At 62.4% G+C, this 23,747-nt stretch carries 22 protein-coding genes and 1 pseudogene; 14 read left to right on the plus strand and 9 right to left on the minus strand.

Going from position 1 to position 23,747, the window contains the following annotated elements; genetic code table 11:
* Positions 1-57: 57 nt before the first annotated feature.
* Positions 58-603, plus strand: coding sequence for a hypothetical protein (locus tag LQ232_RS21435; protein WP_230182434.1), 546 nt, complete (start codon positions 58-60; stop codon positions 601-603).
* Here LQ232_RS21435 and LQ232_RS21440 read toward each other — a convergent pair.
* On the minus strand, positions 572-1,051 hold the full coding sequence (locus LQ232_RS21440) for a DUF421 domain-containing protein (protein ID WP_230182435.1): 480 nt from the start codon (positions 1,049-1,051) through the stop codon (positions 572-574). The two genes, LQ232_RS21435 and LQ232_RS21440, sit on opposite strands and share 32 nt — an antisense overlap.
* A gap of 564 nt (positions 1,052-1,615) precedes the next feature.
* On the opposite strand from LQ232_RS21440, the gene LQ232_RS21445 reads away from it, so the two are divergent.
* The 3 genes from LQ232_RS21445 to LQ232_RS21455 are packed head-to-tail and all read left to right on the plus strand — an operon-like array spanning position 1,616 to position 4,708.
* Positions 1,616-1,927 (plus strand): hypothetical protein, encoded by a 312-nt coding sequence (locus tag LQ232_RS21445; RefSeq protein WP_230182436.1) that lies wholly within the window; start codon positions 1,616-1,618, stop codon positions 1,925-1,927.
* A gap of 19 nt (positions 1,928-1,946) precedes the next feature.
* Positions 1,947-3,326, plus strand: coding sequence for a TolC family protein (locus tag LQ232_RS21450; protein ID WP_230182437.1), 1,380 nt, complete (start codon positions 1,947-1,949; stop codon positions 3,324-3,326).
* Positions 3,323-4,708: a multicopper oxidase domain-containing protein gene (locus tag LQ232_RS21455; protein WP_230182438.1), complete on the plus strand. Its 1,386-nt coding sequence runs from the start codon at positions 3,323-3,325 to the stop codon at positions 4,706-4,708. The genes LQ232_RS21450 and LQ232_RS21455 overlap by 4 nt, the downstream gene beginning before the upstream one ends.
* On the opposite strand, the gene LQ232_RS21460 is transcribed toward LQ232_RS21455, so the two are convergent.
* The gene (locus tag LQ232_RS21460; protein WP_230182439.1) at positions 4,702-4,893 is read right to left on the minus strand and encodes a heavy-metal-associated domain-containing protein; all 192 of its coding nucleotides are present in this window, start codon (positions 4,891-4,893) and stop codon (positions 4,702-4,704) included. The genes LQ232_RS21455 and LQ232_RS21460 overlap by 7 nt on opposite strands.
* A gap of 208 nt (positions 4,894-5,101) precedes the next feature.
* On the opposite strand from LQ232_RS21460, the gene LQ232_RS21465 reads away from it, so the two are divergent.
* Positions 5,102-7,276 carry a cation-translocating P-type ATPase gene (locus tag LQ232_RS21465; RefSeq protein ID WP_305878759.1) on the plus strand — a complete coding sequence of 725 codons (2,175 nt, stop codon included), beginning with the start codon at positions 5,102-5,104 and terminating at the stop codon, positions 7,274-7,276.
* On the plus strand, positions 7,273-7,674 hold the full coding sequence (gene cueR / locus LQ232_RS21470; protein ID WP_230182440.1) for a Cu(I)-responsive transcriptional regulator: 402 nt from the start codon (positions 7,273-7,275) through the stop codon (positions 7,672-7,674). Before LQ232_RS21465 ends, cueR begins: the two co-directional genes overlap by 4 nt.
* Here the strand turns inward: cueR and chrA are convergent.
* Positions 7,671-9,020 carry a chromate efflux transporter gene (gene chrA, locus LQ232_RS21475; protein WP_230182441.1) on the minus strand — a complete coding sequence of 450 codons (1,350 nt, stop codon included), beginning with the start codon at positions 9,018-9,020 and terminating at the stop codon, positions 7,671-7,673. The genes cueR and chrA overlap by 4 nt on opposite strands.
* Positions 9,021-9,205: 185 nt before the next feature.
* On the opposite strand from chrA, the gene LQ232_RS21480 reads away from it, so the two are divergent.
* Both LQ232_RS21480 and LQ232_RS21485 read left to right on the plus strand, forming a co-directional pair.
* Complete coding sequence (locus tag LQ232_RS21480) at positions 9,206-10,831, plus strand: ShlB/FhaC/HecB family hemolysin secretion/activation protein (protein ID WP_230182442.1); 1,626 nt, start codon at positions 9,206-9,208, stop codon at positions 10,829-10,831.
* Between the two features lie 23 nt (positions 10,832-10,854).
* Positions 10,855-11,370: a hypothetical protein gene (locus LQ232_RS21485; RefSeq protein ID WP_230182443.1), complete on the plus strand. Its 516-nt coding sequence runs from the start codon at positions 10,855-10,857 to the stop codon at positions 11,368-11,370.
* A 177-nt stretch (positions 11,371-11,547) separates the two neighbouring features.
* Here LQ232_RS21485 and LQ232_RS21490 read toward each other — a convergent pair.
* A pseudogene (locus tag LQ232_RS21490) lies at positions 11,548-11,742 on the minus strand (cold-shock protein); the annotation flags it as partial.
* A 285-nt stretch (positions 11,743-12,027) separates the two neighbouring features.
* On the opposite strand from LQ232_RS21490, the gene clpS reads away from it, so the two are divergent.
* Together clpS and clpA are read left to right on the plus strand one after the other, a co-directional pair.
* Positions 12,028-12,381, plus strand: a complete 354-nt coding sequence (gene clpS / locus LQ232_RS21495) for an ATP-dependent Clp protease adapter ClpS (RefSeq protein WP_230182444.1) — start codon at positions 12,028-12,030, stop codon at positions 12,379-12,381.
* Entirely contained in the window at positions 12,378-14,699 is a 2,322-nt protein-coding gene (clpA, locus tag LQ232_RS21500; RefSeq protein ID WP_230182445.1) for an ATP-dependent Clp protease ATP-binding subunit ClpA, read from the plus strand. The genes clpS and clpA overlap by 4 nt, the downstream gene beginning before the upstream one ends.
* Positions 14,700-14,767: 68 nt before the next feature.
* On the opposite strand, the gene LQ232_RS21505 is transcribed toward clpA, so the two are convergent.
* The 5 genes from LQ232_RS21505 to LQ232_RS21525 are packed head-to-tail and all read right to left on the minus strand — an operon-like array spanning position 14,768 to position 18,955.
* The gene (locus LQ232_RS21505) at positions 14,768-15,565 is read right to left on the minus strand and encodes a UDP-2,3-diacylglucosamine diphosphatase (RefSeq protein WP_230182446.1); all 798 of its coding nucleotides are present in this window, start codon (positions 15,563-15,565) and stop codon (positions 14,768-14,770) included.
* A gap of 4 nt (positions 15,566-15,569) precedes the next feature.
* Entirely contained in the window at positions 15,570-16,070 is a 501-nt protein-coding gene (locus LQ232_RS21510) for a peptidylprolyl isomerase (protein ID WP_230182447.1), read from the minus strand.
* Position 16,071: 1 nt separating this feature from the next.
* Complete coding sequence (locus LQ232_RS21515) at positions 16,072-16,614, minus strand: peptidylprolyl isomerase (RefSeq protein ID WP_230182619.1); 543 nt, start codon at positions 16,612-16,614, stop codon at positions 16,072-16,074.
* 29 nt (positions 16,615-16,643) lie between these two features.
* The gene (locus LQ232_RS21520; protein WP_230182448.1) at positions 16,644-17,897 is read right to left on the minus strand and encodes a murein L,D-transpeptidase family protein; all 1,254 of its coding nucleotides are present in this window, start codon (positions 17,895-17,897) and stop codon (positions 16,644-16,646) included.
* Entirely contained in the window at positions 17,897-18,955 is a 1,059-nt protein-coding gene (locus LQ232_RS21525; RefSeq protein WP_230182449.1) for a nuclear transport factor 2 family protein, read from the minus strand. Before LQ232_RS21525 ends, LQ232_RS21520 begins: the two co-directional genes overlap by 1 nt.
* Before the next feature lie 284 nt (positions 18,956-19,239).
* Here LQ232_RS21525 and cysS point away from each other — a divergent pair, with 284 nt between their 5' ends.
* Genes cysS through tilS form a run of 4 tightly spaced genes read left to right on the plus strand, consistent with a single transcriptional unit; the run spans position 19,240 to position 23,710 of the window.
* Positions 19,240-20,643 carry a cysteine--tRNA ligase gene (gene cysS / locus LQ232_RS21530; protein ID WP_230182450.1) on the plus strand — a complete coding sequence of 468 codons (1,404 nt, stop codon included), beginning with the start codon at positions 19,240-19,242 and terminating at the stop codon, positions 20,641-20,643.
* Positions 20,643-21,347, plus strand: a complete 705-nt coding sequence (locus LQ232_RS21535) for a DNA-3-methyladenine glycosylase (protein ID WP_230182451.1) — start codon at positions 20,643-20,645, stop codon at positions 21,345-21,347. Before cysS ends, LQ232_RS21535 begins: the two co-directional genes overlap by 1 nt.
* Before the next feature lie 33 nt (positions 21,348-21,380).
* Positions 21,381-22,352: an acetyl-CoA carboxylase carboxyltransferase subunit alpha gene (locus LQ232_RS21540; protein ID WP_230182452.1), complete on the plus strand. Its 972-nt coding sequence runs from the start codon at positions 21,381-21,383 to the stop codon at positions 22,350-22,352.
* 5 nt (positions 22,353-22,357) lie between these two features.
* Positions 22,358-23,710, plus strand: coding sequence for a tRNA lysidine(34) synthetase TilS (gene tilS / locus LQ232_RS21545; protein WP_230182453.1), 1,353 nt, complete (start codon positions 22,358-22,360; stop codon positions 23,708-23,710).
* The last annotated feature ends 37 nt before the right edge of the window (positions 23,711-23,747 follow it).

The following is a 23,747-nucleotide window of genomic DNA, read 5'->3' on the forward strand; positions in this document are numbered from 1 at the left end:
CGGCGGCATAATCCGGGCATATTCAACAGGGAGGCGATTGTCAAATATGCAGCCCTCATGAAAACTCGCCAAGTGACGCTTCTCAGCGGTCAAACCTTTCAAGTTCCCCAAGGCATCCAGCGGATCGACTCCACGTCGACCCACGGGTGGCAAGTCCGGTACCAAGGCACCAAATTCTTTTCGGATGGCCCGAATGGCTCACCGGGGCAGTCGCTGGTCAATGCGATGCGTGAATTGCTCGCCCGCATCACCACCATGCCCGTGTCATCGGCCCTGAGCCGCGGGCCCAGTGCGCACAAAACCACGGACCTGCCTTCTGGCATCTCTGGCCCCATCGTGCGAGAGCGCCCTGGCCGGGCCATGACGGCCGAGTTGTCGGTGCTGCTGCCGCGCTTTGGGCGCAGTGCGCTGAACAAGAAGATCTACATTGGCAGCCAGAACACCTACACACCTGAAAGGTACGTTCAGGCGCTGGCCAGAGGCATTGAAATGCGCGCCCAGGCCATGGCGCTCTACGCTCAGGGTGAAGAGAAGGCCCGCAAGGTACTTGCAACGCAACTGCGTTCGCAGATCAACTCGCTCCGTTCTGGCGCAACACGCTGATCTTGCCGTCGCCTTCCATGTAGGCGTGCTTGACGTGCTGGACTTCTTCGACGCCTTGCTTGCGCAGCTCGCTCATCAGGTCATCAACACTGAGGAACTCCTGGCGCAAATGGCGGTGGATGATCTGTCCGTGGCGGATGAGCGGAAGCTTGGGGGCTTGAAGCAAGTTGTGAACCGCTTTGAACCGAAACGCCGCCCAGTCCAGCAGGTAGTTCCAGGCCACGATGCTGCCCACCAGCACCATGCCGTCGGCCACCGTTTTGTACTCGCCAGCCATGGCGTTTTGTGAGGCGTCGGCCACAATGACCAGCAGCAGGATGTCGGAGATGGCGATGGAGCCCACGTCTCGCCGCAAAATGAACCTGAAGATCAGGAACAGGAACCAGTACATGAGTGAGCCCCGGACAATGAGCTCCAGGGGCGGCATGGAGAAGGTGAAAAGTTTCACCCAATCATCGGCATTCATCACGGGTTTGATCCCCTTGTAGGTCGTGTTTTTAAAGAGCAAACCCCGTGCCGGCGACTGGAGCGGCCGGGTTGCCACCAGGGGCCCGCCCTGCAATAATCAACACTGAATGACCAAGTTGCTCAAAATCCTCCTTGTTTGGCTTTGCGTTCTGTCGCTCCCTGTTCAGGGCTTGGCGGCAGTCACCAAGCTTTCTTGCGGGAGTTCACATCACCACCTGGTGAAGGCGCCGCATGCCGGCCATGGTGCGGGTGCTGATCACGCCAAGGAGCATGCCAAAGCTCACGCCAGTGCCGCTGACAAATGCAGCGTTTGCGCTTCATGTTGCACGGGCCTTGGCTTGGTCTCCACGGTCGGCCATTGGCCGCCGGTCTCTCAGCAACACGCGGCCTTGATCGCGACCTTGCAGCTGCCCTTGCCCTCTTTCGTTCCAGAGGGGCTGGAGCGACCACCCAGATCCACCCTCGCTTGACCACCTGACGTCGTGTGTGCGCCGCGTCCTCATGCGCGCGCGTTTGCTTCAAGTCTTGTTCTGCGAGGTTTCCCATGTTCACTTCATCCCGGGCGCATGCCTGGTCGACCGTCGCTGCCCTGGTGGGGAGTGCGGCCATGGCGCTGTGTGCGCTGCCGGCCCAAGCCGCGCCGACATCGGCTGATCCCGCCGACCCCCAAACCACCGTGCCCCCCCTGGTCTATCAGTCGCCCTTTGCAGGCGTTCGCACGCTGAGCGAAGGGGCTGTCGGCGATTGGCGGAAAGCCAATGAGCGCCTTCTGACTCCTGGTGTTGCACGCGCTGCGTCGGCCCCCGCAGAAGCCAAACCCGACCCGCATGCCGGGCATTCACACCCTGGCAAGTGAGGCGGTTATGAAGATACCCATGACAGGAAGACGCCTGACCCAAGCGGTGCTGATGGCGTCCGCTTTGACGTTGGGCGGATGCGCCAGTTTTTCCAACGATGGTGGCTTTGGCGAAGTTCAACGAATCACCAAGAGCCACACCGGCCTGGATGCCGGTTGGCACAAGACCGATGTGGAGTTCAGTGCTGCGCGGCAGCGCGTGGCAGAGTTGCTCGCCAAGCCCTTGTCGGTGGACGACGCGGTGCAGGTGGCGTTGCTCAACCACCGAGGGTTGCAGGCCTCGTACTCTGAACTGGGCATCTCTGAAGCCGATCTGGTTCAGGCTTCGCGGTTGCCCAATCCGCGCTTGTCCTTTGGCCGCTCTGCGCGTGGTGCCGAGCGCGAAATCGACCGTGGCTTCCACGTCGACCTGACGCGCCTGTTGTTGGCACCGTTGGTGTCCGGGATTGAGGCTCGGCGCTTTGAGCAAGCCCGCCGGCTGGCAGCACTGGAAACGCTTTCAGTGGCTTCTCAGGCGCGCAAGGCCTGGTTCCAGGCCGTGGCGGCTGACGAGTCCTTGCGCTACACGCAAGAAGTGCTCAAGGCCGCGGATGCAGGAGAGGAGCTGGCGTCCAGAATGGCCCAGGCCGGCAACTGGAGCCGCCTTGACCATGCACGCGAGCAGAGCTTTTACGCCGATGCCGCGCTCAACGTGGCCAGGGCCACGCAAGCCCAGAGATCCGCCCGCGAACGGCTGACCCGCCTGATGGGCTTGTGGGGCGATCAAACTCAGTTTGCGTTGCCGCCGCGTTTGCCCGAGCTACCCGCCACGCCAGACGAGTACCAAGACATCGAACAGCATGCCGTGGACCAAAGGCTGGACCTCCAAGCCTTGCGGTCACAGACCCAAAGCCTGGCCAGCAATTTGGGTCTGAGCAAAGTCACCCGGGTGATCAACGTGCTGGAGGTAGGGGCCACCCGCAACTCCTTCAGCGATTCGCCAACCACCGAGCGCGGCTACGACATCAGCCTGGAAATCCCATTGTTCGATTGGGGCGGCGCCCGTGTGGCCAAGGCCGAGGCAGTGTACATGCAGTCGGTCAATCAACTGGCGCAAGCCGCGATCGAGGCGCGGTCCGAGGTGCGCGAGGCCTACCTGGGTTACCGCAGCAGCCACGATGTGGCCCGCCACTACCGCGATGAGATCGTGCCGCTGCGCAAGCGCATCTCCGAAGAAAACCAGCTGCGCTACAACGGCATGTTCATCAGCGTGTTTGATCTGTTGGCCGATGCCCGCGAGCAGATCACCGCGGTCAATGGCTACATCGACGCCTTGCGCGATTTCTGGCTGGCCCAAAGCGATTTGCAGATGGCCATGATTGGCCAACCCAAGATGACAAGCGATGGGAGGCAACCATGAGTTCCAGAAGAAGTTTTCTGCAGGCCTTGGGCCTGACGGGCGGTGCGGTAGCGGCCGCCACGGTCAGCCGCGTGGCCATGGCGGCCTTGCCCGAACCGGTCATTCAAACATCGCCCGACACCATGGCGCCCTTGCTGCCGCCCACTGGCCGGCCATACAACCCGGTGGTCACGCTCAATGGCTGGACCCTGCCGTGGCGGATGAACCAGGGCGTCAAGGAGTTTCACCTGGTGGCTGAGCCTGTGGTGCGCGAAATGGCACCCGGAATGAAGGCGCACCTGTGGGGCTACAACGGGCAGTCGCCTGGGCCCACGATCGAGGTGGTCGAAGGTGACCGCGTGCGCATCTTTGTGACCAATAAACTGCCCGAGCACACGACCATGCACTGGCATGGCCAGCGTTTGCCCAATGGCATGGACGGCGTTGGCGGATTGACGCAACCCACCATCAAGCCAGGCAAGACCTTTGTCTACGAGTTCGTGGCGCGTCGCCCCGGCACCTTCATGTACCACCCTCACGCCGACGAGATGGTGCAAATGGCCATGGGCATGATGGGCTTTTGGGTCACACACCCCAAAGGCAAGCACCCCTTGATCGACGACGTGCAGCGCGACTACTGTTTTTTGCTGAACTCGTACGACATTGACCCGGGCAGTTACACACCCAAGATCATGACCATGCTGGACCAGAACCTGTGGACCTGGAACAGCCGGATGTTCCCGGGCATCGACCCCTTGGTGGCACGCCAGCACGACAAGGTGCGCATCCGCATTGGCAACCTGACCATGACCAACCACCCCATTCACTTGCATGGACACGAGTTCACCATCACTGGCACCGATGGTGGCCCCACGCCCAAGTCCACCCGCTGGCCTGAGGTCACCACGGACGTGGCCGTGGGCCAGATGCGGCAGTTGGAGTTCGTGGCCGATGAAGAAGGCGATTGGGCTTTGCATTGCCACAAGAGCCACCACACCATGAACGCGATGGGCCATGCCATTCCCACCATGATCGGTGTGGACCACCGGGATGTCTCACGCCGCATCACGCAGTTGATCCCGGACTACATGGTGATGGGTGAGCGGGGCATGGCCGACATGGCGCAAATGGAGATGCCTTTGCCTGACAACACCGTGCCCATGATGACGGGCCAAGGCCCGCACGGCTCGGTGGAGATGGGCGGGATGTTCTCGATGGTCAAGGTGCGCAGGGACCAGAAGGCGGGCGACTACAAGGACCCAGGCTGGTTCAAGCCACCCGCCGGGTCAATGGCCTACGAATGGACCGGCCCGCTGGCGCAGCCTGCACGGCAGACAGACCAAGCCTCGGCGCCCCAGCTTGAGATGTCAGTGCGCAAGCCGGCCGGGCACGAAGGTCACTGAACCGGGTAGCCGGCTTCGGCCAGCGCGGCCGCGATGGCCGCGCGTTGCAGTGAGGTCTCGACGGTAACCTGGTGCTGGGCCAGGTTCACCTGCACCTTGGCTTGGGCGTCCACCGACTGCACAGCTTCGGTCACGGCCTTGATGCAATGGCCGCAGCTCATGGACGGAATCTGGAATTCAAACATCGTGGTACCTCTCAAACGATTGATCAGGCTCAAACTGTCGGGCTTCCCACGATGGTAAGGTCAAGCGGAGGGTCTTAGACAGCCGGTTCTTGACCTTCCCATCATGGGAAGCTTTAAAGTGGTCGCGTTGATTCTTCTGAAGAAAGACTTTGCCATGAGCGCGCCACCTGTTGCCTCTGCTTCCGCGATGCCATTGCATGAGTGGACCATGTCGATCGAAGGCATGAGTTGCGCTTCGTGCGTGGGTCGTGTCGAGCGGGCTTTGAGCAAAGTGCCTGGCGTGACGTCGGCCGAGGTGAATCTGGCCACCGAGATGGCCACGGTGCAGGCCAGCCAAAATGACGTGGGCTTGCCCGCCTTGGTGGCCGCAGTCGAGAAAGCCGGCTACACAGCGCACCCGGTCGAGCCGGAGGCGGCGCCAGCCCCCCCCGCGCCTCAACCTTGGGCGCCCGACTGGTGGCCCATTGCTGTGGCCGCCGCCTTGTCCATGCCCCTGGTCCTGCCGATGATCGGGATGCTGTTTGGCCAGCAGTGGATGTTGAACGGTTGGCTGCAACTGGCCTTGGCCACACCCGTCCAGTTCTGGTTGGGCGCGCGCTTCTACGTCGCGGGCTGGAAGGCCGTGCGGGCTGGCTCGGGCAACATGGACTTGCTGGTGGCCCTGGGCACTTCGGCGGGCTACGGGTTGAGTTTGTACATGCTCTTGCGCCATGGGGGGCACGACATGCCCCATTTGTACTTCGAGGCGTCGGCCGTGGTGATCACGCTGGTCATGCTGGGCAAGTGGCTGGAGGCGCGGGCCAAGCACCAGACCACCGAAGCCATCCGCGCGCTCAATGCGCTGCGCCCGGACACGGCCCGCGTGCGCCGGGGTGGGCGAGACCTTGAGCTGCCCGTGGCGCAGGTTCGTGTCAACGATATCGTGGTCATCCGCCCGGGCGAGCGTGTGCCGCTGGATGGCGAGGTGACCGAAGGCAGCAGCGAGGTGGATGAGTCACTCATCACGGGCGAAAGCCTGCCCGTGGCCAAGCACGAGGGCAACCGCGTCACCGGCGGATCGGTCAACGGGCAAGGCTTGTTGATGGTGCGCACGACCGCGGTGGGGGCCGAGTCCACCTTGTCGCGCATCGTCCGTCTGGTTGAGTCTGCGCAGGCCAGGAAGGCGCCCATCCAAAGGCTGGTGGACCAGGTCAGCGCAGTCTTTGTGCCGGTGGTGATTGGCATCGCCATGATCACATTGCTGGCCTGGGGCCTGGGCACGGGCGAGTGGGAGGGTGCCATCTTGAACGCCGTGGCGGTGTTGGTCATCGCCTGCCCTTGTGCTTTGGGTTTGGCCACGCCCACGGCCATCATGGCAGGCACGGGTGTCGCGGCACGCCATGGCATCCTCATCAAAGACGCCGAGGCCCTGGAGGTGGCGCACGCGATCAAGCTGGTCGCCTTTGACAAGACCGGAACACTCACCGAGGGCAAGCCCCGCTTGGTCGCCTGGGAAGCTGCCAGCGGCAGTCCGGCCGAGCTTCTGACCGACAGCGCGGCCATCCAGGCCGGCAGCGAGCACCCATTGGCCCACGCCGTTTTGCAGGCTGCGCAAGAGGAGGGCGCCCCGGTGGTTGCCGCCCATGAGGTCCGGGCACTCGCGGGCCGAGGCGTGGCCGCGCTCGTGGGCGGGCGAGACCTCAGGCTGGGCAGCACCCGCCTGATGCAAGAGCTGGGCGTTGAGCTGCATGCATTGCAGGAGCGGGCCGAGGAGTTACAACAACAAGGACGCACGGTCTCCTGGGTGGCCGATGTCACCGACCCTGGCCGGCCGCTGTTGCGAGGCTTGCTGGCTTTTGGCGACACGGTCAAAGCCTCGGCCGGTCGAGCGATTTCGCGCCTGCACGAGCACGGCGTGCGCACCGTGCTGCTCACCGGCGACAACCGTGGCAGTGCCCAAGCCGTGGGCCAGCAACTGGGCATTGACGAAATCCGTGCCGAGGTCTTGCCGGAAGACAAGGCCTCCATCGTGGCTGAGCTCAAGGCCACAGGCTTGCGTGTGGCCATGGTGGGCGATGGCATCAACGATGCCCCAGCCCTGGCCGCTGCGGATGTGGGCATCGCCATGTCCACGGGCACCGACGTGGCCATGCACGCGGCGGGCATCACCCTGATGCGCGGCGACCCCGCCTTGGTGTTCGACGCCATCGACATCTCTCGGCGCACCTACGCCAAGATCCGCCAGAACCTGTTCTGGGCGTTCGTGTACAACCTGGTGGGCATTCCGCTGGCCGCCATGGGCTTGCTCAACCCGGTGATCGCTGGTGCGGCCATGGCGTTCAGCAGCGTGAGCGTGGTCACCAATGCCTTGATGCTGCGCCGCTGGAAAGGAAGCTCTACATGAGCGCTGAAACCTTGAACATCGGCCAGGCGGCGGCGCAGTCTGGCGTCTCGGCCAAGATGGTGCGTTACTACGAATCGCTGGGTTTGCTGCCCAAGGTGGCGCGAACACAAGCCGGTTACCGGCAATACGGCGAGCGTGAGGTGCACACCTTGCGCTTCATCAAGCATTCGCGGCAACTGGGCTTTGGCATGGCCGAGGTGGCCGAGCTGCTCAAGCTCTGGCAGAACCGCAAGCGATCGAGTGCCGACGTCAAGCGCATTGCCTTGGCCCATGTGGCCGATCTGGACCGGCGCATGCGCGAGATGGCCGACATGAAGCGCACCCTGGAGCGACTGGCGCAGTGTTGCCACGGCGACAGCCGGCCCGACTGCCCCATCCTGGACGAGCTGGCCGATTAGCGTAGCCAGGTGGTGGCCAGGCCAACGGCGGCACACAAGCCCAGCAAGGGCATGACGCCCAGCTTGAAGCGGAACAAGGCCACGCCTGCGCCGAGTGCAATCACGACCGAGCCCCAATCAAAGCGCCCATTCAGACCTTGGGGCCACAGCACGTGGTAGGCAAAAAACATGGCCAGGTTCAGGATCACGCCGACCACGGCCGCCGTGATGGCCGTCAGCGGGGCGGTGAACTTCAGCTGGCCATGCGTCGACTCGATCAAGGGACCGCCCGCCAGGATGAAGATGAAAGAGGGCAGGAAGGTGAAGAAGGTCACCACGGTGGCCGCCGTCGCCCCAGCCAGCATCAGGCTGTCGGGCCCGAACACCTGCTGAGTCCAGGCGCCCACAAACCCGACAAACGCCACCACCATGATCAATGGGCCGGGCGTGGTCTCGCCCAAGGCCAGGCCGTCGATCATCTGGGGACCTGTCAGCCAGTGGTAGTGCTCCACCGCGCCTTGGTACACATAAGGCAGCACGGCATAGGCGCCGCCAAAGGTGAGCAGGGCGGCCTTGGTGAAGAACCAGCCCATCTGCGTGAGTGTGCCTGCCATGCCTTGGGTGAATAGCAGCAGGGCCATCGCGCCAGTCCACAGCGCCAAGCCGATGACCAGCACCCGGACCAGGTGGCCCCGTGTGAAGCGCGCGTGGGTCGGCGTTGGCGTGTCGTCATCGATCAAGGCGGGTCCATAACCCTGTTGGGCTGAACCGTGTCCACCACCCACGGCAAAGATCCGAGGTGCCACCCGGCCGCCGAGGTGCCCGATGACGGCGGCCGCCAACACAATCAGGGGGAAGGGTGCCTGCAGCGCAAAGATGGCCACGAAGGAAGCCGCTGCGATGGCCCACAACCATCCGTTCTTCAAGGCCCGCGTGCCGATGCGGTGGGCCGCGTGCACGACCAGGGCCGTCACCGCCGGTTTGATGCCGTAAAAGATGCCCGCCACCACCGGCACTTGGCCAAACGCCACATAGACCCAGGACAGGGCGCCCAGGATGAACAGCGAGGGCAGCACGAACAAGGCACCAGCCACGATGCCACCCCAGGTGCGGTGCATCAGCCAGCCGATGTAGGTGGCCAGTTGCTGGGCTTCCGGACCGGGTAACAGCATGCAGTAGTTCAGCGCGTGCAGGAAGCGCTTCTCGCTGATCCAGCGGCGGCGCTCGACCAGCTCGGTGTGCATGATGGCGATCTGACCAGCCGGTCCGCCAAAGCTGATGAAGCCCAGCTTGAGCCAGAAGCGGAAGGCCTCCCAGAAGGAGATGGGAGCAGGGCGGGTGGCGCTGGTGCGGGTGGTCTCGGTCATGCTGGAAGTCTAGATCTCCTGGTGCTGACAACGAATCGGTCCGCCGTTGTGTTTTGCCGTGGCGGCTGTCAATTGAATGGGCGTTGATATACCATCGGCCCGACCTCACGGGTGCTCGGGAGGACTGCTGCGCCTGTGAGCCCACGCAGCCTTGCGAAATCACCATTTCAAAAGGGATCGTTGCCGTGCGTTTTGCGTCTTTGAATTTGAAAGTCCTGGCCGCTGCGGCCCTCTTGATGGTCAACGCTGGGGTCTGGGCTCAGCCCGCTGCACCAGCTTCACCATCAGCGCCTCTGCGCGAGTTGGGCAAGCCCGAAGAAGACATGGCCCTGGACGTGGTCTCCTACCAGGTCGATGGTTTGCCCGATGCTTCAGCCGCGAGGTTGGCCGCCATCACCGCACCCTTCACCGGCAAAGGGCGCAACTACGAAGACCTGGTGAATGCCACTGCCGCTGTGACCTTGTACATGCAGCGCGAGCTGGGTTACTACGTCGGCTTCGCCTATCTGCCCGAACAGCAGGCCAAGGATGGCATCGTGCACATCGCGGTTCTCGAAGGCCGCCTTGACCAAGTGCAACTGAACTGGCCCGACACCGGTGTGCCTGTTAACCGCGAGGTCCTTGAGGGCTACTTGGCCGCCTTGAAGCCCGGTGAGGTCATCCGTGTGAAAGACATCGAGCGGACGGTTTTCCTGGTCAACGACCTGCAAGGTGTCCGCACTCGCTTCGAAATTGGCGAAGGGCGTGAGCCTGGCACCGCATCGCTGATCGTCACCCCCACGGCAGAGGCGAGGGTCAGCGGCCGGATCGAGTTGGACTCCCTGGGCTCGCGCTACACCGGCATGGGCCGCATCAGCGGTGGACTGACCGTGGCCAGCCCCACTGGCCATGGCGATGCCGTGTCGGTCAATGCCCTGAGCTCCTTCAGTGGTGGCCTCGCGTTCGCGGGTGTGAGCTACGTGTCCCCGGTCGGCGCCAGCGGCTTGAAGTTGGGGGCCGCCCTTTCCAAAGTGCGCTATGAGCTGGACCGGGAGTATGTGTCGACCGACCTGACTGGTACCGTCGTCGCGGCCAGCGGCTTTGCCCTGTACCCTCTGGTGCGTTCGCGCAACCTCAACGTGTTCAGCCTGCTGAGCTATGAAAACAAGCGGTTTGACGATCGGGAACCCGGCACGGCCATCCGCAAGACCAGTGACGACGTGCAGTTGGGCGTGGTCGGGGATTTCCGCGACAACTGGCTCAATGGCGGGGTCAACACCTACGAGCTGAGCTGGTTGCAAGGGCGGATGAAGTTTGATGCCGCCGATGTCACGACCACTGGCCTGAAGAGGGATTTTGGCAAGGCCAACCTGGGCTACTCCCGCCTGCAAAACCTGGTGGCCGGCCGGCTGCAGCTTTATGCGCGCTACAAAGGCCAGATCGCCGGGACGACCTTGGATGCGACCGAGCGTTTCGCAGTAGGCGGGCCCACCGGCGTGCGTGCTTATGCTCCGGGCGAAGCTGCGGGCGACACCGCCCATGTGGTGACCACCGAATTGCGTTTCTTGCCGCCCGAGGCCTGGGTGGGGCGTTTTGCGCAAGAACTGGCGTTCAGCACTTTCTATGACTGGGGTCATGCCAAGACGGCGCCAGACTCCTTTTCGCCGTCGACCAGCCGCAGCCTCAGCGGTTATGGTGTGGGCATGATCTGGGCCCGCCCCAGTGACTTTGCCTTGCGCCTGAACCTGGCATGGCGGGCCACGGGTGAGCCGCTGGCCGACAACAACACCCACCAGCCGCGTGCCAATGCTGTGCTGACCAAGAACTTCTGAGCATGAATGTCGAGGCTATCAACATGACCCATCGATCATATTTTTCTGGCGCCCTGGCAGCTGTGGCTTTGTGCTGTGCCGGTGTCTCGTCATCCGTGTGGGCGCAAGCCTCTTCTCCCACCGAGGGCGGCCAGCAGCCCACCACCCAGTCTGAGGCACTGATGCCTCCGGGTGTGGCAGCCAAGAACTCGGCGGTCAAGACATTGGACCAAACGCAAGGCACGCCTGCGACCCGCTCCTTGAAGCAGGGCGACGCCCTCAGCATCCGGGGTGGCCTGATCACCCATGTGGGCTCGGGGCAGCCGGTGTCCGAAGGCAGTCGTGTTTTGCGCTTGCCAGGCAAATGCACGCCCAAAACCAACAGCTTGGACTGTGTGGCCGAAGCTGGACAAGCGCCGACAGGCGCCAACGTGTCATCCCGGGTGCGCAATAGCGTGATTGGCGAGGTGGGTGCGGGGCGCGCCGCGACCGAGGGCAGCGGGACGGTCAAACGCAAGGAGGCCTGCACACCTGCGCCTGGCAAGTTGACATGCGACTAGCGCCTAACCTAACAAGAGTCACAACCTGAAACAAGAACCCCGCCTTGAAGGCGGGGTTCTTGTTGGCGCGCGGCGTCAGTGCGGCAAGCTGTGCCCAGGCCCTCCAGACAATTCCCTGAAGTGCATGTCACTCAGAGCATCGGGTTGAGCCTGCTCCGCCGTGAGGGCGTCAACGGGCTGAATGTTTTGCGCAAGCATGCCTTTGGGGCCGGCTATCAGTTCGTACTGAACTTTCGAGCCCTGCTTGAGCGTGCGGAACCCATCCATCTGGATGGCTGAAAAGTGGGCGAAAACATCTCCCCCACCCTGATCGGGTTCAATGAAGCCAAACCCTTTGGCGTCGTTGAACCACTTGACAGTGCCAATAGCCATACTGTCCCTCCTGTTAGTTTGTTGTCATTTTCTAGGCCGAACCCACGGGTGTCAAGCACTCAAGATTGGATTGGTTTTTGGCCTTGACATGCCAAAGATTTTGTAATGTGAAATCATCTTGAATTCATGGGGTGACGACCCAAGCTGGGTTGGGCCTGGGCATGGTCGCGCAATCAACGGTGCTTTGAAAAGTCGTGAAAGCTGGGTGAATTTCCCCCCTTGAACTCAGGTGGGTTACCGCAACATGTGAAGACACAAAGCAATGGCGTCTCGTAGAATGAATTCATGACTGAACCGTTAAAACCCCACTCATCCGAACCGCCCGTGGGGCCTGGTGAAGGTGGAGAGGGGCTGGCAATTGCCGAAAAAGAAACTGTCAGCCTGGAGCCCCCCAAGCTCTACAGGGTGGTGATGCTCAACGATGACTTCACGCCCATGGAATTCGTGATCATCGTCTTGCAGGAATATTTCCGTCACGACATAGAGACAGCGACGCAAATCATGCTCAAAATCCACCACGAAGGTCGTGGTGTGTGCGGGGTCTATACCAAAGACGTCGCGGCCACGAAGGTCGAACTCGTTCTTGCCGCCGCCCGCAGAGCCGGGCACCCCCTGCAGTGCATTCTGGAGACCGCATGATTGCGCAAGAGTTGGAAGTGAGTCTGCACATGGCCTTTGTCGAGGCCCGACAGCAACGCCACGAGTTCATCACCGTCGAGCACTTGTTGCTCGCCTTGATTGACAACCCCTCCGCTTCCGAGGTGTTGAAAGCTTGTGCGGCCAACCTGGAAGAGTTGCGCAAGAACCTTGATCAGTTCGTGCGCGACAACACCCCCACCGTGGGCGGTACCGACGAAGTCGATACCCAGCCAACCCTGGGTTTCCAGCGTGTCATTCAACGCGCCATCATGCATGTCCAATCCTCGGGCAGTGGCAAGAAGGAAGTGACTGGCGCGAACGTGCTGGTTGCCATCTTCGGCGAGAAGGATTCGCACGCCGTGTACTACCTGCACCAGCAGGGCGTGACACGACTGGACGTGGTGAACTACATCGCCCATGGCATCCGCAAGGCCGATCCCCCAGAGCCCATCAAGTCTTCTTCAGAGTCCAGTCCCGCTGAGACCGAAAAAGAAGAAGGCGGTGAGCCCAAGGCTTCGCCGCTGGAGCAGTACACCCAGAATATCAACGCGATGGCACGTGACGGCAAGATTGATCCGCTGATTGGGCGCGATCATGAAGTCGAGCGCGTCATTCAGATCCTGTGCCGTCGCCGCAAGAACAACCCGCTGCTGGTGGGTGAAGCTGGCGTGGGCAAGACCGCGATCGCCGAGGGTCTGGCCTGGCGTATCACGCAAAAAGACGTGCCCGATGTGCTGGCCGATGCCGAGGTGTATGCCTTGGACATGGGCGCGCTGCTGGCCGGCACCAAGTACCGTGGAGACTTCGAGCAACGCCTCAAGGCCGTGATCAAGCAGCTCAAGGAGCAGCCCAGCGCAATCCTGTTCATCGATGAGATCCACACCTTGATCGGTGCGGGTGCGGCTTCCGGCGGCACCCTGGACGCCAGCAACCTGCTCAAGCCTGCGCTCAGCTCGGGCCAGCTCAAGTGCATCGGCGCCACCACCTTCACGGAATACCGTGGCATCTTCGAGAAGGATGCGGCCCTGTCGCGTCGCTTCCAGAAGGTGGAAGTGGTCGAGCCGTCGGTTGAGCAAACCATCGAGATCCTGAAGGGCCTGAAGTCGCGTTTCGAAGAGCACCACAGCGTCAAGTACGCCTTGGGCGCTTTGCAAGCAGCGGCAGAGTTGTCTGCCAAGTTCATCAACGACCGCCATTTGCCTGACAAGGCCATTGACGTGATCGACGAGGCTGGCGCGGCACAACGCATCCTGCCCAAGAGCAAGCAGAAGAAGACCATCACGCGGGCCGAGGTGGAAGACATCGTCGCCAAGATCGCGCGGGTGCCTTCAACCAGCGTCTCCAACGACGATCGCTCCAAGCTCAAGAGCCTGGACCGTGACTTGAAGAGCGTGGTGTTCGGTCAGGACAACGCCATTGATGCCCTGTCGGCCGCGATCAAGATGTCGCGTTCTGGCTTGGGCAAGCCAGACAAGCCGATCGGCTCCTTCCTGTTCAGCGGCCCCACCGGCGTGGGCAAAACGGAAGTGGCCAAGCAACTGGCCTACATCCTGGGCATTGAGCTGATCCGCTTCGACATGTCGGAATACATGGAGCGCCATGCGGTCAGTCGTCTGATCGGTGCGCCTCCGGGCTACGTTGGTTTCGACCAAGGCGGCCTGCTGACCGAAGCCGTCACCAAGAAGCCGCACTGCGTCTTGCTGCTCGATGAAATTGAAAAGGCCCACCCGGACGTTTTCAACATCCTGCTGCAGGTGATGGACCATGGCACGCTGACGGACAACAACGGCCGCAAGGCTGATTTCCGCAACGTGATGATCATCATGACGACCAATGCAGGCGCCGAGACGCTGCAGAAGTCGACCATTGGCTTCACCACCCAGCGTCAGGCGGGCGATGAGATGGCCGACATCAAGCGTGTCTTCACGCCGGAGTTCCGCAACCGTCTGGATGCCATCGTGGGCTTCAAGGCGCTGGACGAAGAGATCATCCTGCGGGTGGTCGACAAGTTCCTGCTGCAGCTCGAAAGTCAACTGGCCGAGAAGAAGGTGGAAGTCACCTTCACCGACGCCTTGCGTGCTCACCTGGGCAAAAAGGGCTTCGATCCGCTGATGGGCGCACGTCCGATGCAGCGCCTGATCCAGGACACGATCCGTCGTGCGCTGGCCGACGAGTTGCTGTTCGGTCGCCTGGTGGATGGCGGTCGCCTGACGGTGGACGTGGTGGAAGGTGCCGACGGCGAGATGGAAGTCAAGCTGGACATCCAGCCCAACAAGAAGAGCGACAAGCCCAAGGCGGAGGCCGCCACGGCCGAGTGATGTTTTGAGGCCAGATTGGACAAGGGCTCAGCTTCGGCTGGGCCCTTGTTGTTTGGGCCAAAGAAGCCTCAGCTCGTTGCGTTGGACAAAGCCAGGCGTTCAAAACCCTGGGCGCTGAAGCGGAGCACTTCGCCGCGTGGGTGGGCGCCATCAAAATCCCAGTCACTCAGCACATGGCGGGTGCCATGGGGTGGGCCAAATGGCACGGTCTCAGGGCGGTGCGTGTGCCCATGGACCAGCACGGGTGTGTGGGCGGTTTGCATCCACGAGCCGGCAGCGGCTTCATCCACATCGGCCCAGTTGTCTGGCGTTTGCTGATGCTGGTGTGCTGCACTGGCTTCGCGCATCTGGCGGGCCACCATCAGGCGATCGGCCAGCGGTTTGGCCAGGAAGGCATCACGCCAAGCACGTTGCCGGACTTGGGACCGGAATCGAAGGTAGGCCTGATCGGCCAGGCACAGGGCGTCGCCGTGGGTGAGCAGCACCCGCTGTCCAAAAGCATTCAGGATGGTCGGGTCGGCCAAGGCGTGGGCATGGCAGGCGGCCACCATGTCCTGGCCTAGCAAGAAATCGCGGTTGCCCACCATCATGCCCAGGTGCAGCCGTTGGCCAGCCTTGGCCAGGAAGGCGGTGCAATCGGCCTCGAAGCCCGTGTGGCGCATGTCGTCGCCAACCCAGGCCTCGAACAAATCGCCCAGGATCATGACGGCGTCAGCAGGCGTGTCTTGCAGGTAGCGCGCCAGCGCTGCTGCGGTGTGCGGCAAGCCAGCGTGCAGGTGCAGGTCCGAGACAAAATCAATGCACCGCCACGAGGGCGGTGCATTGAGCGTGTCGGCGGCAGGAAAGGGGAGGGTGTCCCCCGTCATGGCATCACACTTCCGTGGCTTGGGTGATGACCACGTTTTCAACGGGCACGTCATCGTGGCCACCACTGCGGCCAGTCTTGACCTTCTCGATCTGGTCGACGATCTCGGTGCCGGAGACCACCTTGCCGAAAACGGCGTAGCCCCAGCCACTGGCGGTTTCCGACTTGAAGTTCAGGAAATCGTTGTTGGTGGTGTTGATGAAGAACTGGGCGCTGGCTGAATGCGGCGCGCTGGTGCGGGCCATGGCCACGGTGTAGTGGTCATTCTTGAGGCCGTTGTTGGCTTCGTTCTGAATCGTTTCGGTGGTGGGCTTTTGCTTGAGGCCGGGCTCGAAGCCGCCGCCTTGCACCATGAAGCCCTTGATCACGCGGTGAAAGATCGTGCCGTTGTAGTGGCCGGCGCGAACATAGTTCAGGAAGTTCTCGACTGTGGCTGGCGCCTTGGCGTCGTCCAGTTCAAGGCGGATCACGCCTGCCGTGGTTTGCAGTTCAACGGTTTTGGTCATGTTATTTCTCCAGGGTAGCTTGTTTGATCACGATGGGTTTGACAGGCACATCGCCGTGAGGACCCTTCTGGCCGGTTTCCACCATCCGGATCTTGTCGACCACGTCCATGCCTTGCACGACTTTGCCAAACACGGCATAGCCGTTGCCATCGGGTGACTGGGCCGCATCAAGGAAGTTATTGTCCTTGACGTTGATGAAAAATTGCGCAGTGGCCGAGTCGGGAATGCTGGTACGGGCCATGGCCAAGGTGCCGCGCACATTGCTCAGGCCATTGCGGCTTTCCAGGGGGATGGGCGCGCGCGTGGGTTTTTCTTTCAGGTCGGGCGTCATGCCGCCGCCCTGGATCATGAAGGTCTTGATCACGCGGTGGAACACGGTGCCGTTGTAGTGGCCCGATTTGACATATTGAACGAAATTTTCCACCGTCTTGGGCGCCTTGGCCGCGTCCAGCTGAACGACGATGTCGCCCTCGCTGGTGGACAGCTTCACCGTTTGTGCCAGGGCGGAGCCCATGGTCAGGCCACCGATGGCCGCGGCCATCATGCCCGCATGGGTGAGTTTGCGCAGGTAGGTCATCCGATCACTCCTTCAAAGAATATTTTCCAAAGGCCACCTTCTTTGCCCCAGTATTGACGCTTGATGGCCCCAGTGCGTTGACCGTCGGACACTTCGCCGAAGGTCACCACCAGAATGTCACTCTTGTCGCGCCAGCCCAGGATGGCCAGATCCTTCAGTTGGAGGGACCGGCCGCGCTGGCTGACTACTTCTTTTTCCAGCCATTGTCGCCACTGATTGACATCGCGGGTGCCGTTGGAGAACTGGCTGGAATAAAACGACATCAGGCGGGTCAGGTCACCGCTGGCCCGTGCCACCCGCCAACCTTCTATGAGGTTGCGCATGTTGCGCCGTTCCTGTTCGGCCGACTTGGTGGGCACCCACGTCAGGCTTTTGGCGATGACGACCGGGGTGGTGCGCGGTTGCACGCTTTCCAGGATGCTTTTCAGCTCGGGGTTGGCCAAAGCCACACACCCGTCAGTGCTGTTGGGGCTGCGGGCGTAGCTGTCGCTGGGCACGCCATGCAGCCAGATGCCAGAGCCCGTGCGACCCTGTCGGCGGTCGTACTCGTTGGGATAGTTCAAAGGCAAGGCGCCCACGCCGTAGAAGTCGGTGAGCTGCTTGCCATCCAGCCGGCTGGTGATGTAGTAAACGCCCAAAGGCGTGCGCTGGTCACCCTGCGCGGCTTTTTCGGCGCCCAGGCGCCCGATGGAGGCGTAGTGGTCGGCCACCACACGCAGGCCGTGAGGGCCGTTTTCAAACAGGTACAGGCGCGAGCGGCTGGCATCAACGGCGATGGCGTGCCGGGTGCTGGGGGGAATGTCGATGAACTGGGCCGGCAACGCGTCAGCGGGCGGACGCTCGCGAAGGGCGAAGAGCCGGCGCTCGGCTTCGATGCGCAGTTGCTCGATGCGTTGAGGCGCGCGCTCGATCAGGTCGGCTGGCGCGCTGCCCATGGCTTTGAGTGGGGCCGTTTGGGCCAGAAGCAGATCGCCGTAAACCAGTTGGGCCAGCTGGAAATTGGGCACCTCTTCGACCAGCGTCTGGGCCTTTTTCAGGGCCAACTTGCCTTGTCCGGTACCGATCAGGCGGTAAATCTCAAGCAGGCGTGCTTCGGCAGGCTGGCTTGCTGGTGTTGGCTTGAGGGCATGGGCAGGCCCTGCGCCAGCAAGGCTCAGAGCGATCGTGCTCACCAGCAGCATGCTCTTGACGAGCATGGACAAACGCCGACTTGCCGCTGGCTGCGGCAGTCGGCCCAGATAACCACTCATCACGAACCGGTGCTTTCCTTCACGATCACCCATTCACCGCCAGTGCGCACCAGTTCAACGCGTTTGCCGCTGCTGATGTCCAGGCTGTCGGCCTTGTAATCCTGGCGGAAACGGGCGGTGGCCTTGTTGCCGTTGATGGAAATGTCAATTTTTGAGAGCTTGACCGAGATGTTGCGCTTGCCCTGGATGCGCTCGCGGCGCTCTTGCTCCCAGGCCTTGCGCGATTTGCCGCCGTTGAAATCGCGGCTGTAAGCGGCGAAGTAGGCGTTGAGGTCTTTCCTGCTCCAGGCCGTTGCCCAGGCTTGCAGCGCCGACTCGACTTCGCGCTCTGCCGCCTCAGCCTTGGCTTCGGTGGGTGCTGGTGCTGGCGGTGTGGGCTTGCTGGCTGGGACAGGGGCGGGTGCTGGCGTTGGGGCTGGCTTGGTAGCAGGCGTTGGCGCGGGCAAGGGGCCCGGCGCGGGGGCGGGCGTCGCTGAAGGGGTGCTGCTGTTGGTCAATCCAGCCACGGCCGTGCCGCCACGTTCTTTGGGGAACAGGTCGCGGATCATGGCCAGCTTGGGCGCCACAGCGGAGCGTGTGTCGATCTGCAGGGCCTTGGAATAAGCCTGGCTTGCCAACTTGGCATAGACATCGCCCAGGTTCTCGTAGGCGGTGGCGTAGCTGGGATTGGTGCGGATGGCCATTTCCAGGGCATTGCGCGACTTGTCGTACTGACCTTGCTGGGCATAAAGCACTGCGAGGTTGTTGAACGGCTCGGGCAGCTCTGGGTAGTCTTCGGTCAGCTTGGTGAACGCGGTGATGGACTCGGGGATGCGGCCAGCCTGCGACAGGCTGATGGCCCGCAGGAAACGCATCATCGGGTCACGCGGACGGGCGGCCAGGAACTGGTCGGCACGCTGCAAGGCTTCGGTGTTTTTGCCGGCCGACAGCAGTTTTTGAACATCGCCGACTTCATCAGCACGAACCGCCACGGCGGTCATGGTCAGGGCGGCAATGGCCAGGCACTTGGCGGCCGTGGCCGTGAAGCGGATTCCAAACTTAGGCGCAACAGCTTGCATGAGTGGTATTTATCCGATGGGTTTGTGTTGATTGTGTCGGGCACACAAAGCGGCCAGAGAAAGCCTGCCATTTTTCGAGGATACCAGCCGACCATGGAGCGCAAAAGTGTCTGTCATCCTTGGTGGCGGGCGGGCCGCTATACTCGTTGGATTGTATCTGAGCGTTGCAAGTTTGATGGGGCCCGTGCATGCCCCGCGCACTTGTTGCTTTGCCGCAAGTGCCGCATGCCCCGTGTCGCCCGACACCGGATGCGGCCTTGGGCGCTTGACCAGAATTTGTCTCCATGAGCTTGCGTATTTTCAACAGCCTGTCGCGGCAGGTCGAGTCGTTTGTCCCCCTGGTTCCGGGCCGGGTCGGTTTGTACGTGTGCGGCATGACCATTTATGACTTGTGTCATGTGGGCCATGCCCGCATGATGATGTCTTTCGACGTGGTGCAACGTTGGCTTCGGGCCTCTGGGCTGTCGGTCACCTACGTGCGCAACATCACGGACATCGATGACAAGATCATCCGCCGGGCGGTGGAGCGTGGCATCACGATCCGCCAGTTGACCGACGAGATGACGGTGGCCATGCACCAGGACATCGGTGCCCTGGGCATTGAGCCGCCCACCCATGAGCCGCGTGCCACCCAGTATGTGCCGCAAATGCTCGACATGATCGGCAAACTGCAGGCCAATGGCCTGGCTTATCAGGCCATCAATGGCGATGTGAACTACGCGGTGCGCAAGTTCGAAGGCTACGGCAAGCTGTCGGGCAAATCGCTGGACCAACTGCGCGCGGGCGAACGCGAGTTGAACGGTGCTGGCAACCGCGCCGCCGATGGCAAGCTCGATCCGCTGGACTTTGTGCTGTGGAAAGCCGCCAAGCCCGAAGAGCCTCAGGATGCCAAATACGAGTCGCCTTATGGCGCCGGCCGCCCGGGTTGGCACATTGAGTGCTCGGCCATGGCCTGCTCGCTGCTGGGCGAGCAATTCGACATCCATGGTGGCGGGCTGGATTTGCAGTTTCCCCACCACGAGAATGAGATCGCGCAAAGCGAGGGCGCCAGTGGCAAACGCTTTGTCAACTACTGGATGCACAACGGTTTCTTGAACGTGGACAACGAGAAGATGTCCAAGTCGCTGGGCAACTTCTTCACGATCCGCGACGTGCTCAAGAGCTACGATGGCGAGACGGTGCGCTTTTTCATGTTGCGCACGCACTACCGCAGCCCTTTCAATTACAGCGATGCCGGCCTGGACGACGCCCGCAATGGCCTGCGCCGCTTGTACACCGCCTTGGGCACCGTGGCCAATGTGCCTTTGATGGACATCGACTGGGCCCACCCTCAGGCAGCGCGCTTCAAAGCGGCCATGGACGAAGACTTCACCACGCCCATCGCGGTGGCGGTGTTATTCGACCTGGCCGCGGAAGTGAATCGTTCGGGTTCGTCAGAGGCCGCGTCCTTGCTCAAGGCCTTGGGCGGCGTGTTAGGCTTGCTTCAGCAGTCGCCCGAAGCCTACATGCAAGGCGGTGGCGAATCGGGTGGCTTGGAGACCTCGGCCATCGAAGCCTTGATCGAGGCCCGCACGGCCGCCAAGAAAGCCCGAAATTTTGCGGAATCCGACCGCATCCGGGATGAGCTCGCCCAGCAAGGCATCGTGTTGAAAGACAGCCCACAGGGCACGACATGGGTGAAAGCCTGATGCCGTCCTCAGCCTCCTTCTCGGCAGCCGATGCCGCTGCCGCGCCGCTGCCCGCCGCTTTGGTGACGCCCCACTACTGGGACGAAGCCTGCAAGCATCTGTCCAAGCGTGACCGCGTCATGCGCAAGCTGGTGGCCGACTATGGGCAGGGCCGCCTGTACAGCCGCCGCGACGCCTTCACCACTTTGGCGCGCTCCATCGTTGGGCAGCAGATTTCGCCCAAATCGGCGCAGTCGGTCTGGGAGCGCTTGTTGACCTTGATGGGGCAGCAGCCCCCTGAGTCGCGGGCGCCCTTGTCGGTGCAGGTGGTGTTGGCCATGAGCGTCGACCAGCTTCGAACGGCGGGCTTGTCGGCCCGCAAGGCCGAATACCTGCAAGACCTGGCGAAACACTTCGCCGAAGGCCGCGTCCATGTGAACCATTGGGAGCGCATGGAAGACGAGACCATCATCGAGGAGCTGGTGGACATCCGCGGCATCGGCCGCTGGACCGCCGAAATGTTCCTGATTTTTCACCTGATGCGGCCCAATGTGCTGCCGTTGGACGACACCATACTGATCAAGGCGATCAGCCAGAGCTATTTCAGCGGCGAACCCGTGTCGCGTGCGGAAGCGCGTGACATTGCGGAAGCCTGGGCACCCTATCGCACAGTGGGAACGTGGTATCTGTGGCGCAGCCTTGACCCGCTGCCTGCAGCGTCATAAAAACCTGTTGCGCGTGACCGAGGACAACCTGCCATGAGCAAACGACATTTTCTGGAATTCGAGCAACCGATTGCGGAGCTTGAAAGCAAGATCGAAGAGCTGCGCTACGTGCAAAGCGAATCGGCCGTGGACATCTCGGAAGAGATCGACCGGCTGAGCAAGAAAAGCCTGCAGCTGACCAAGGACGTGTATTCCAGCCTGACCCCCTGGCAGGTGACCCAGATCGCGCGGCACCCGCAGCGGCCTTACACGCTGGACTACGTGAACGAGCTGTTCACCGACTTCCAGGAACTGCACGGCGACCGTCACTACGCGGACGACCTGTCCATCGTGGGCGGCCTGGCGCGTTTCAACGGCCAGGCCTGCATGGTGCTGGGCCACCAGAAGGGCCGTGACACCAAAGAGCGTGCCATGCGCAACTTTGGCATGTCGCGCCCTGAGGGCTACCGCAAGGCCTTGCGCTTGATGAAAGTGGCCGAGAAGTTCAGCCTGCCGGTGTTCACTTTCGTTGACACCCCCGGCGCCTACCCAGGCATTGGCGCTGAAGAGCGCAACCAGTCCGAGGCCATTGGGCGCAACATCTTCGAGATGGCGCGCTTGGAAGTGCCGATCATCACCACCATCATCGGTGAAGGTGGCTCGGGTGGCGCATTGGCCATCAGCGTGGCCGACCAGGTGTTGATGCTGCAGTACTCGGTGTACTCGGTGATCTCGCCCGAGGGCTGCGCCTCCATCTTGTGGAAGACCTCTGACCGCGCCGAAGAAGCGGCCGAGGCGCTGGGCATCACGGCGCACCGGCTGAAGGCCCTGGGCCTGGTCGACAAGATCGTCAGCGAGCCCGTGGGCGGGGCGCACCGCGACCACAAGCAGGCGGCGGCCAACCTTAAGCGCGGCTTGAACGATGCCATGCGCCAACTCAGCGACCTGAAGGTCAAAGAGCTGCTGCAGCAACGTTATGACCGCCTGCAAAGCTACGGCCGCTACAACGACACCAAAGAACATTGAGCGCCATGGGCGCCGTTGACGAGCACGGCGGCCAAGCCATTGCCGTGGCTTACAGCGGCGGCCGCGATTCCACGGCCTTGCTGCACGCCACCGCCGTGGCCGCCCTCGAGCAACCCGGCTTGCGCGTGGTAGCCCTGCATGTGCACCACGGCTTGAGCGCACATGCCGACCAGTGGCTGGCGCATGCCCAAGCGCAATGCGAGGCTTGGGCGGCACAAGGCCTTCCGGTCAGCCTGGTGTGGCGCCGGCTCAAGCTGAATCAGAACCCGGGTGACAGCGTTGAAGCCCTGGCGCGTGAAGGGCGCTATCGGGCCTTGACCGAGATGGCGCAGGAGGTTGGCGCAGACACCGTGCTGTTGGCCCACCACCGCCGTGATCAGGCCGAGACCTTTTTGCTGCAAGCGCTTCGTGGGTCAGGGATCGCCGGTTTATCGGCCATGCCTTCAACGGTTGATCGCCATGGCATTTGCTGGGCGCGGCCATGGTTGGCGCATCCAAGGCGCGCCATCGAAGCTTATGTGGCGCAGCACGGACTCAGCCATGTGGAAGACGACAGCAATGCCGATCCCCGTTTCGCCCGCAACCGCGTCCGGTTGACGGTCTGGCCGGCCTTGGCCTCAGCGTTCGAGCAAGCCGAGGTGTCTTTGGCGCAGTCTGCCGCCAGGGCCGCCGATGCCCGCGCTTGCCTGGATGACTGGCTGGCGCAGTCCTTGGCCCCCTTGTTGGTGCCTGGGCGGGCAGATGCCTTGAGTGCACCCGCCTTGCTGGCCTTGCCTTTGCCGCACCAGCGGGAGTTGCTGCGGCACTGGTTCACCACTTGCACTGATCGGCATCTGCCAGCCAGTTCGGTGGCGCGCCTGACGCAGGAATTGCCCGCATTGGTGGACACTGGCCGGTCCATCCAATGGCGGGCCGGCGCTTTCGATGTCTGCCTGTACCGAGGGGTGTTGATTTGCCGACCGGCTGCGCTGGCCCGGCAGTCGCCTGGTGATGATGTGTGCCCCACGGTGCTGCTGAACATTGATCGGCCGGGGCGGTATGCCTTGCCACAGTGGGGCGGCGAGTTGGTGGTGTCGGTGGTCGATCAGGGCGGCGTGGCCTTGTCTCGTCTGGCGCACGTCGAAATCCGGGCTCGCCAAGGCGGCGAGGATTTTCAGCTCGGCCCTGGCCGGCCTTCGCGTGCCTTGCGCAAGCAGTTTCAGTCGCAAGCGGTGCCCGAGTGGGAGCGGGCCGGCCCTCTGGTGTTTGCCCGGGACCAATTGGTGTTCGCTCGGGGCCTGGGGGTGGATGCCCGTGCGTTGGCCGCCCCTGGTGAGCCCCAAGTCACCCTGATTTGGGTGCCCAATCTGACAATTTAACGTGTCTCGATCATGGGAGGCGGGGCTGTGCTGGCTG

Source organism: Aquabacterium sp. CECT 9606 (assembly GCF_918741295.1).
Classification (GTDB): Bacteria; Pseudomonadota; Gammaproteobacteria; order Burkholderiales; family Burkholderiaceae_C; genus Aquabacterium.

Bases quoted from the DNA above. Each gene is read 5' to 3' on its own strand.
- LQ232_RS21450 (WP_230182437.1), top strand. From the start codon at position 1,947: ATGACAGGAAGACGCCTGACCCAAGCGGTGCTGATGGCGTCCGCTTTG.
- LQ232_RS21505 (WP_230182446.1), bottom strand. From the start codon at position 15,565: ATGACGGGGGACACCCTCCCCTTTCCTGCCGCCGACACGCTCAATGCA.
- LQ232_RS21525 (WP_230182449.1), bottom strand. From the start codon at position 18,955: ATGCAAGCTGTTGCGCCTAAGTTTGGAATCCGCTTCACGGCCACGGCC.
- tilS (WP_230182453.1), top strand. From the start codon at position 22,358: ATGGGCGCCGTTGACGAGCACGGCGGCCAAGCCATTGCCGTGGCTTAC.
- LQ232_RS21540 (WP_230182452.1), top strand. From the start codon at position 21,381: ATGAGCAAACGACATTTTCTGGAATTCGAGCAACCGATTGCGGAGCTT.
- LQ232_RS21435 (WP_230182434.1), top strand. From the start codon at position 58: ATGAAAACTCGCCAAGTGACGCTTCTCAGCGGTCAAACCTTTCAAGTT.
- LQ232_RS21535 (WP_230182451.1), top strand. From the start codon at position 20,643: ATGCCGTCCTCAGCCTCCTTCTCGGCAGCCGATGCCGCTGCCGCGCCG.
- LQ232_RS21515 (WP_230182619.1), bottom strand. From the start codon at position 16,614: ATGATGGCCGCGGCCATCGGTGGCCTGACCATGGGCTCCGCCCTGGCA.
- LQ232_RS21465 (WP_305878759.1), top strand. From the start codon at position 5,102: ATGTCGATCGAAGGCATGAGTTGCGCTTCGTGCGTGGGTCGTGTCGAG.
- LQ232_RS21510 (WP_230182447.1), bottom strand. From the start codon at position 16,070: ATGACCAAAACCGTTGAACTGCAAACCACGGCAGGCGTGATCCGCCTT.
- LQ232_RS21485 (WP_230182443.1), top strand. From the start codon at position 10,855: ATGACCCATCGATCATATTTTTCTGGCGCCCTGGCAGCTGTGGCTTTG.
- cueR (WP_230182440.1), top strand. From the start codon at position 7,273: ATGAGCGCTGAAACCTTGAACATCGGCCAGGCGGCGGCGCAGTCTGGC.
- LQ232_RS21455 (WP_230182438.1), top strand. From the start codon at position 3,323: ATGAGTTCCAGAAGAAGTTTTCTGCAGGCCTTGGGCCTGACGGGCGGT.
- clpA (WP_230182445.1), top strand. From the start codon at position 12,378: ATGATTGCGCAAGAGTTGGAAGTGAGTCTGCACATGGCCTTTGTCGAG.
- clpS (WP_230182444.1), top strand. From the start codon at position 12,028: ATGACTGAACCGTTAAAACCCCACTCATCCGAACCGCCCGTGGGGCCT.
- LQ232_RS21445 (WP_230182436.1), top strand. From the start codon at position 1,616: ATGTTCACTTCATCCCGGGCGCATGCCTGGTCGACCGTCGCTGCCCTG.
- LQ232_RS21460 (WP_230182439.1), bottom strand. From the start codon at position 4,893: ATGTTTGAATTCCAGATTCCGTCCATGAGCTGCGGCCATTGCATCAAG.
- chrA (WP_230182441.1), bottom strand. From the start codon at position 9,020: ATGACCGAGACCACCCGCACCAGCGCCACCCGCCCTGCTCCCATCTCC.
- LQ232_RS21520 (WP_230182448.1), bottom strand. From the start codon at position 17,897: ATGAGTGGTTATCTGGGCCGACTGCCGCAGCCAGCGGCAAGTCGGCGT.
- cysS (WP_230182450.1), top strand. From the start codon at position 19,240: ATGAGCTTGCGTATTTTCAACAGCCTGTCGCGGCAGGTCGAGTCGTTT.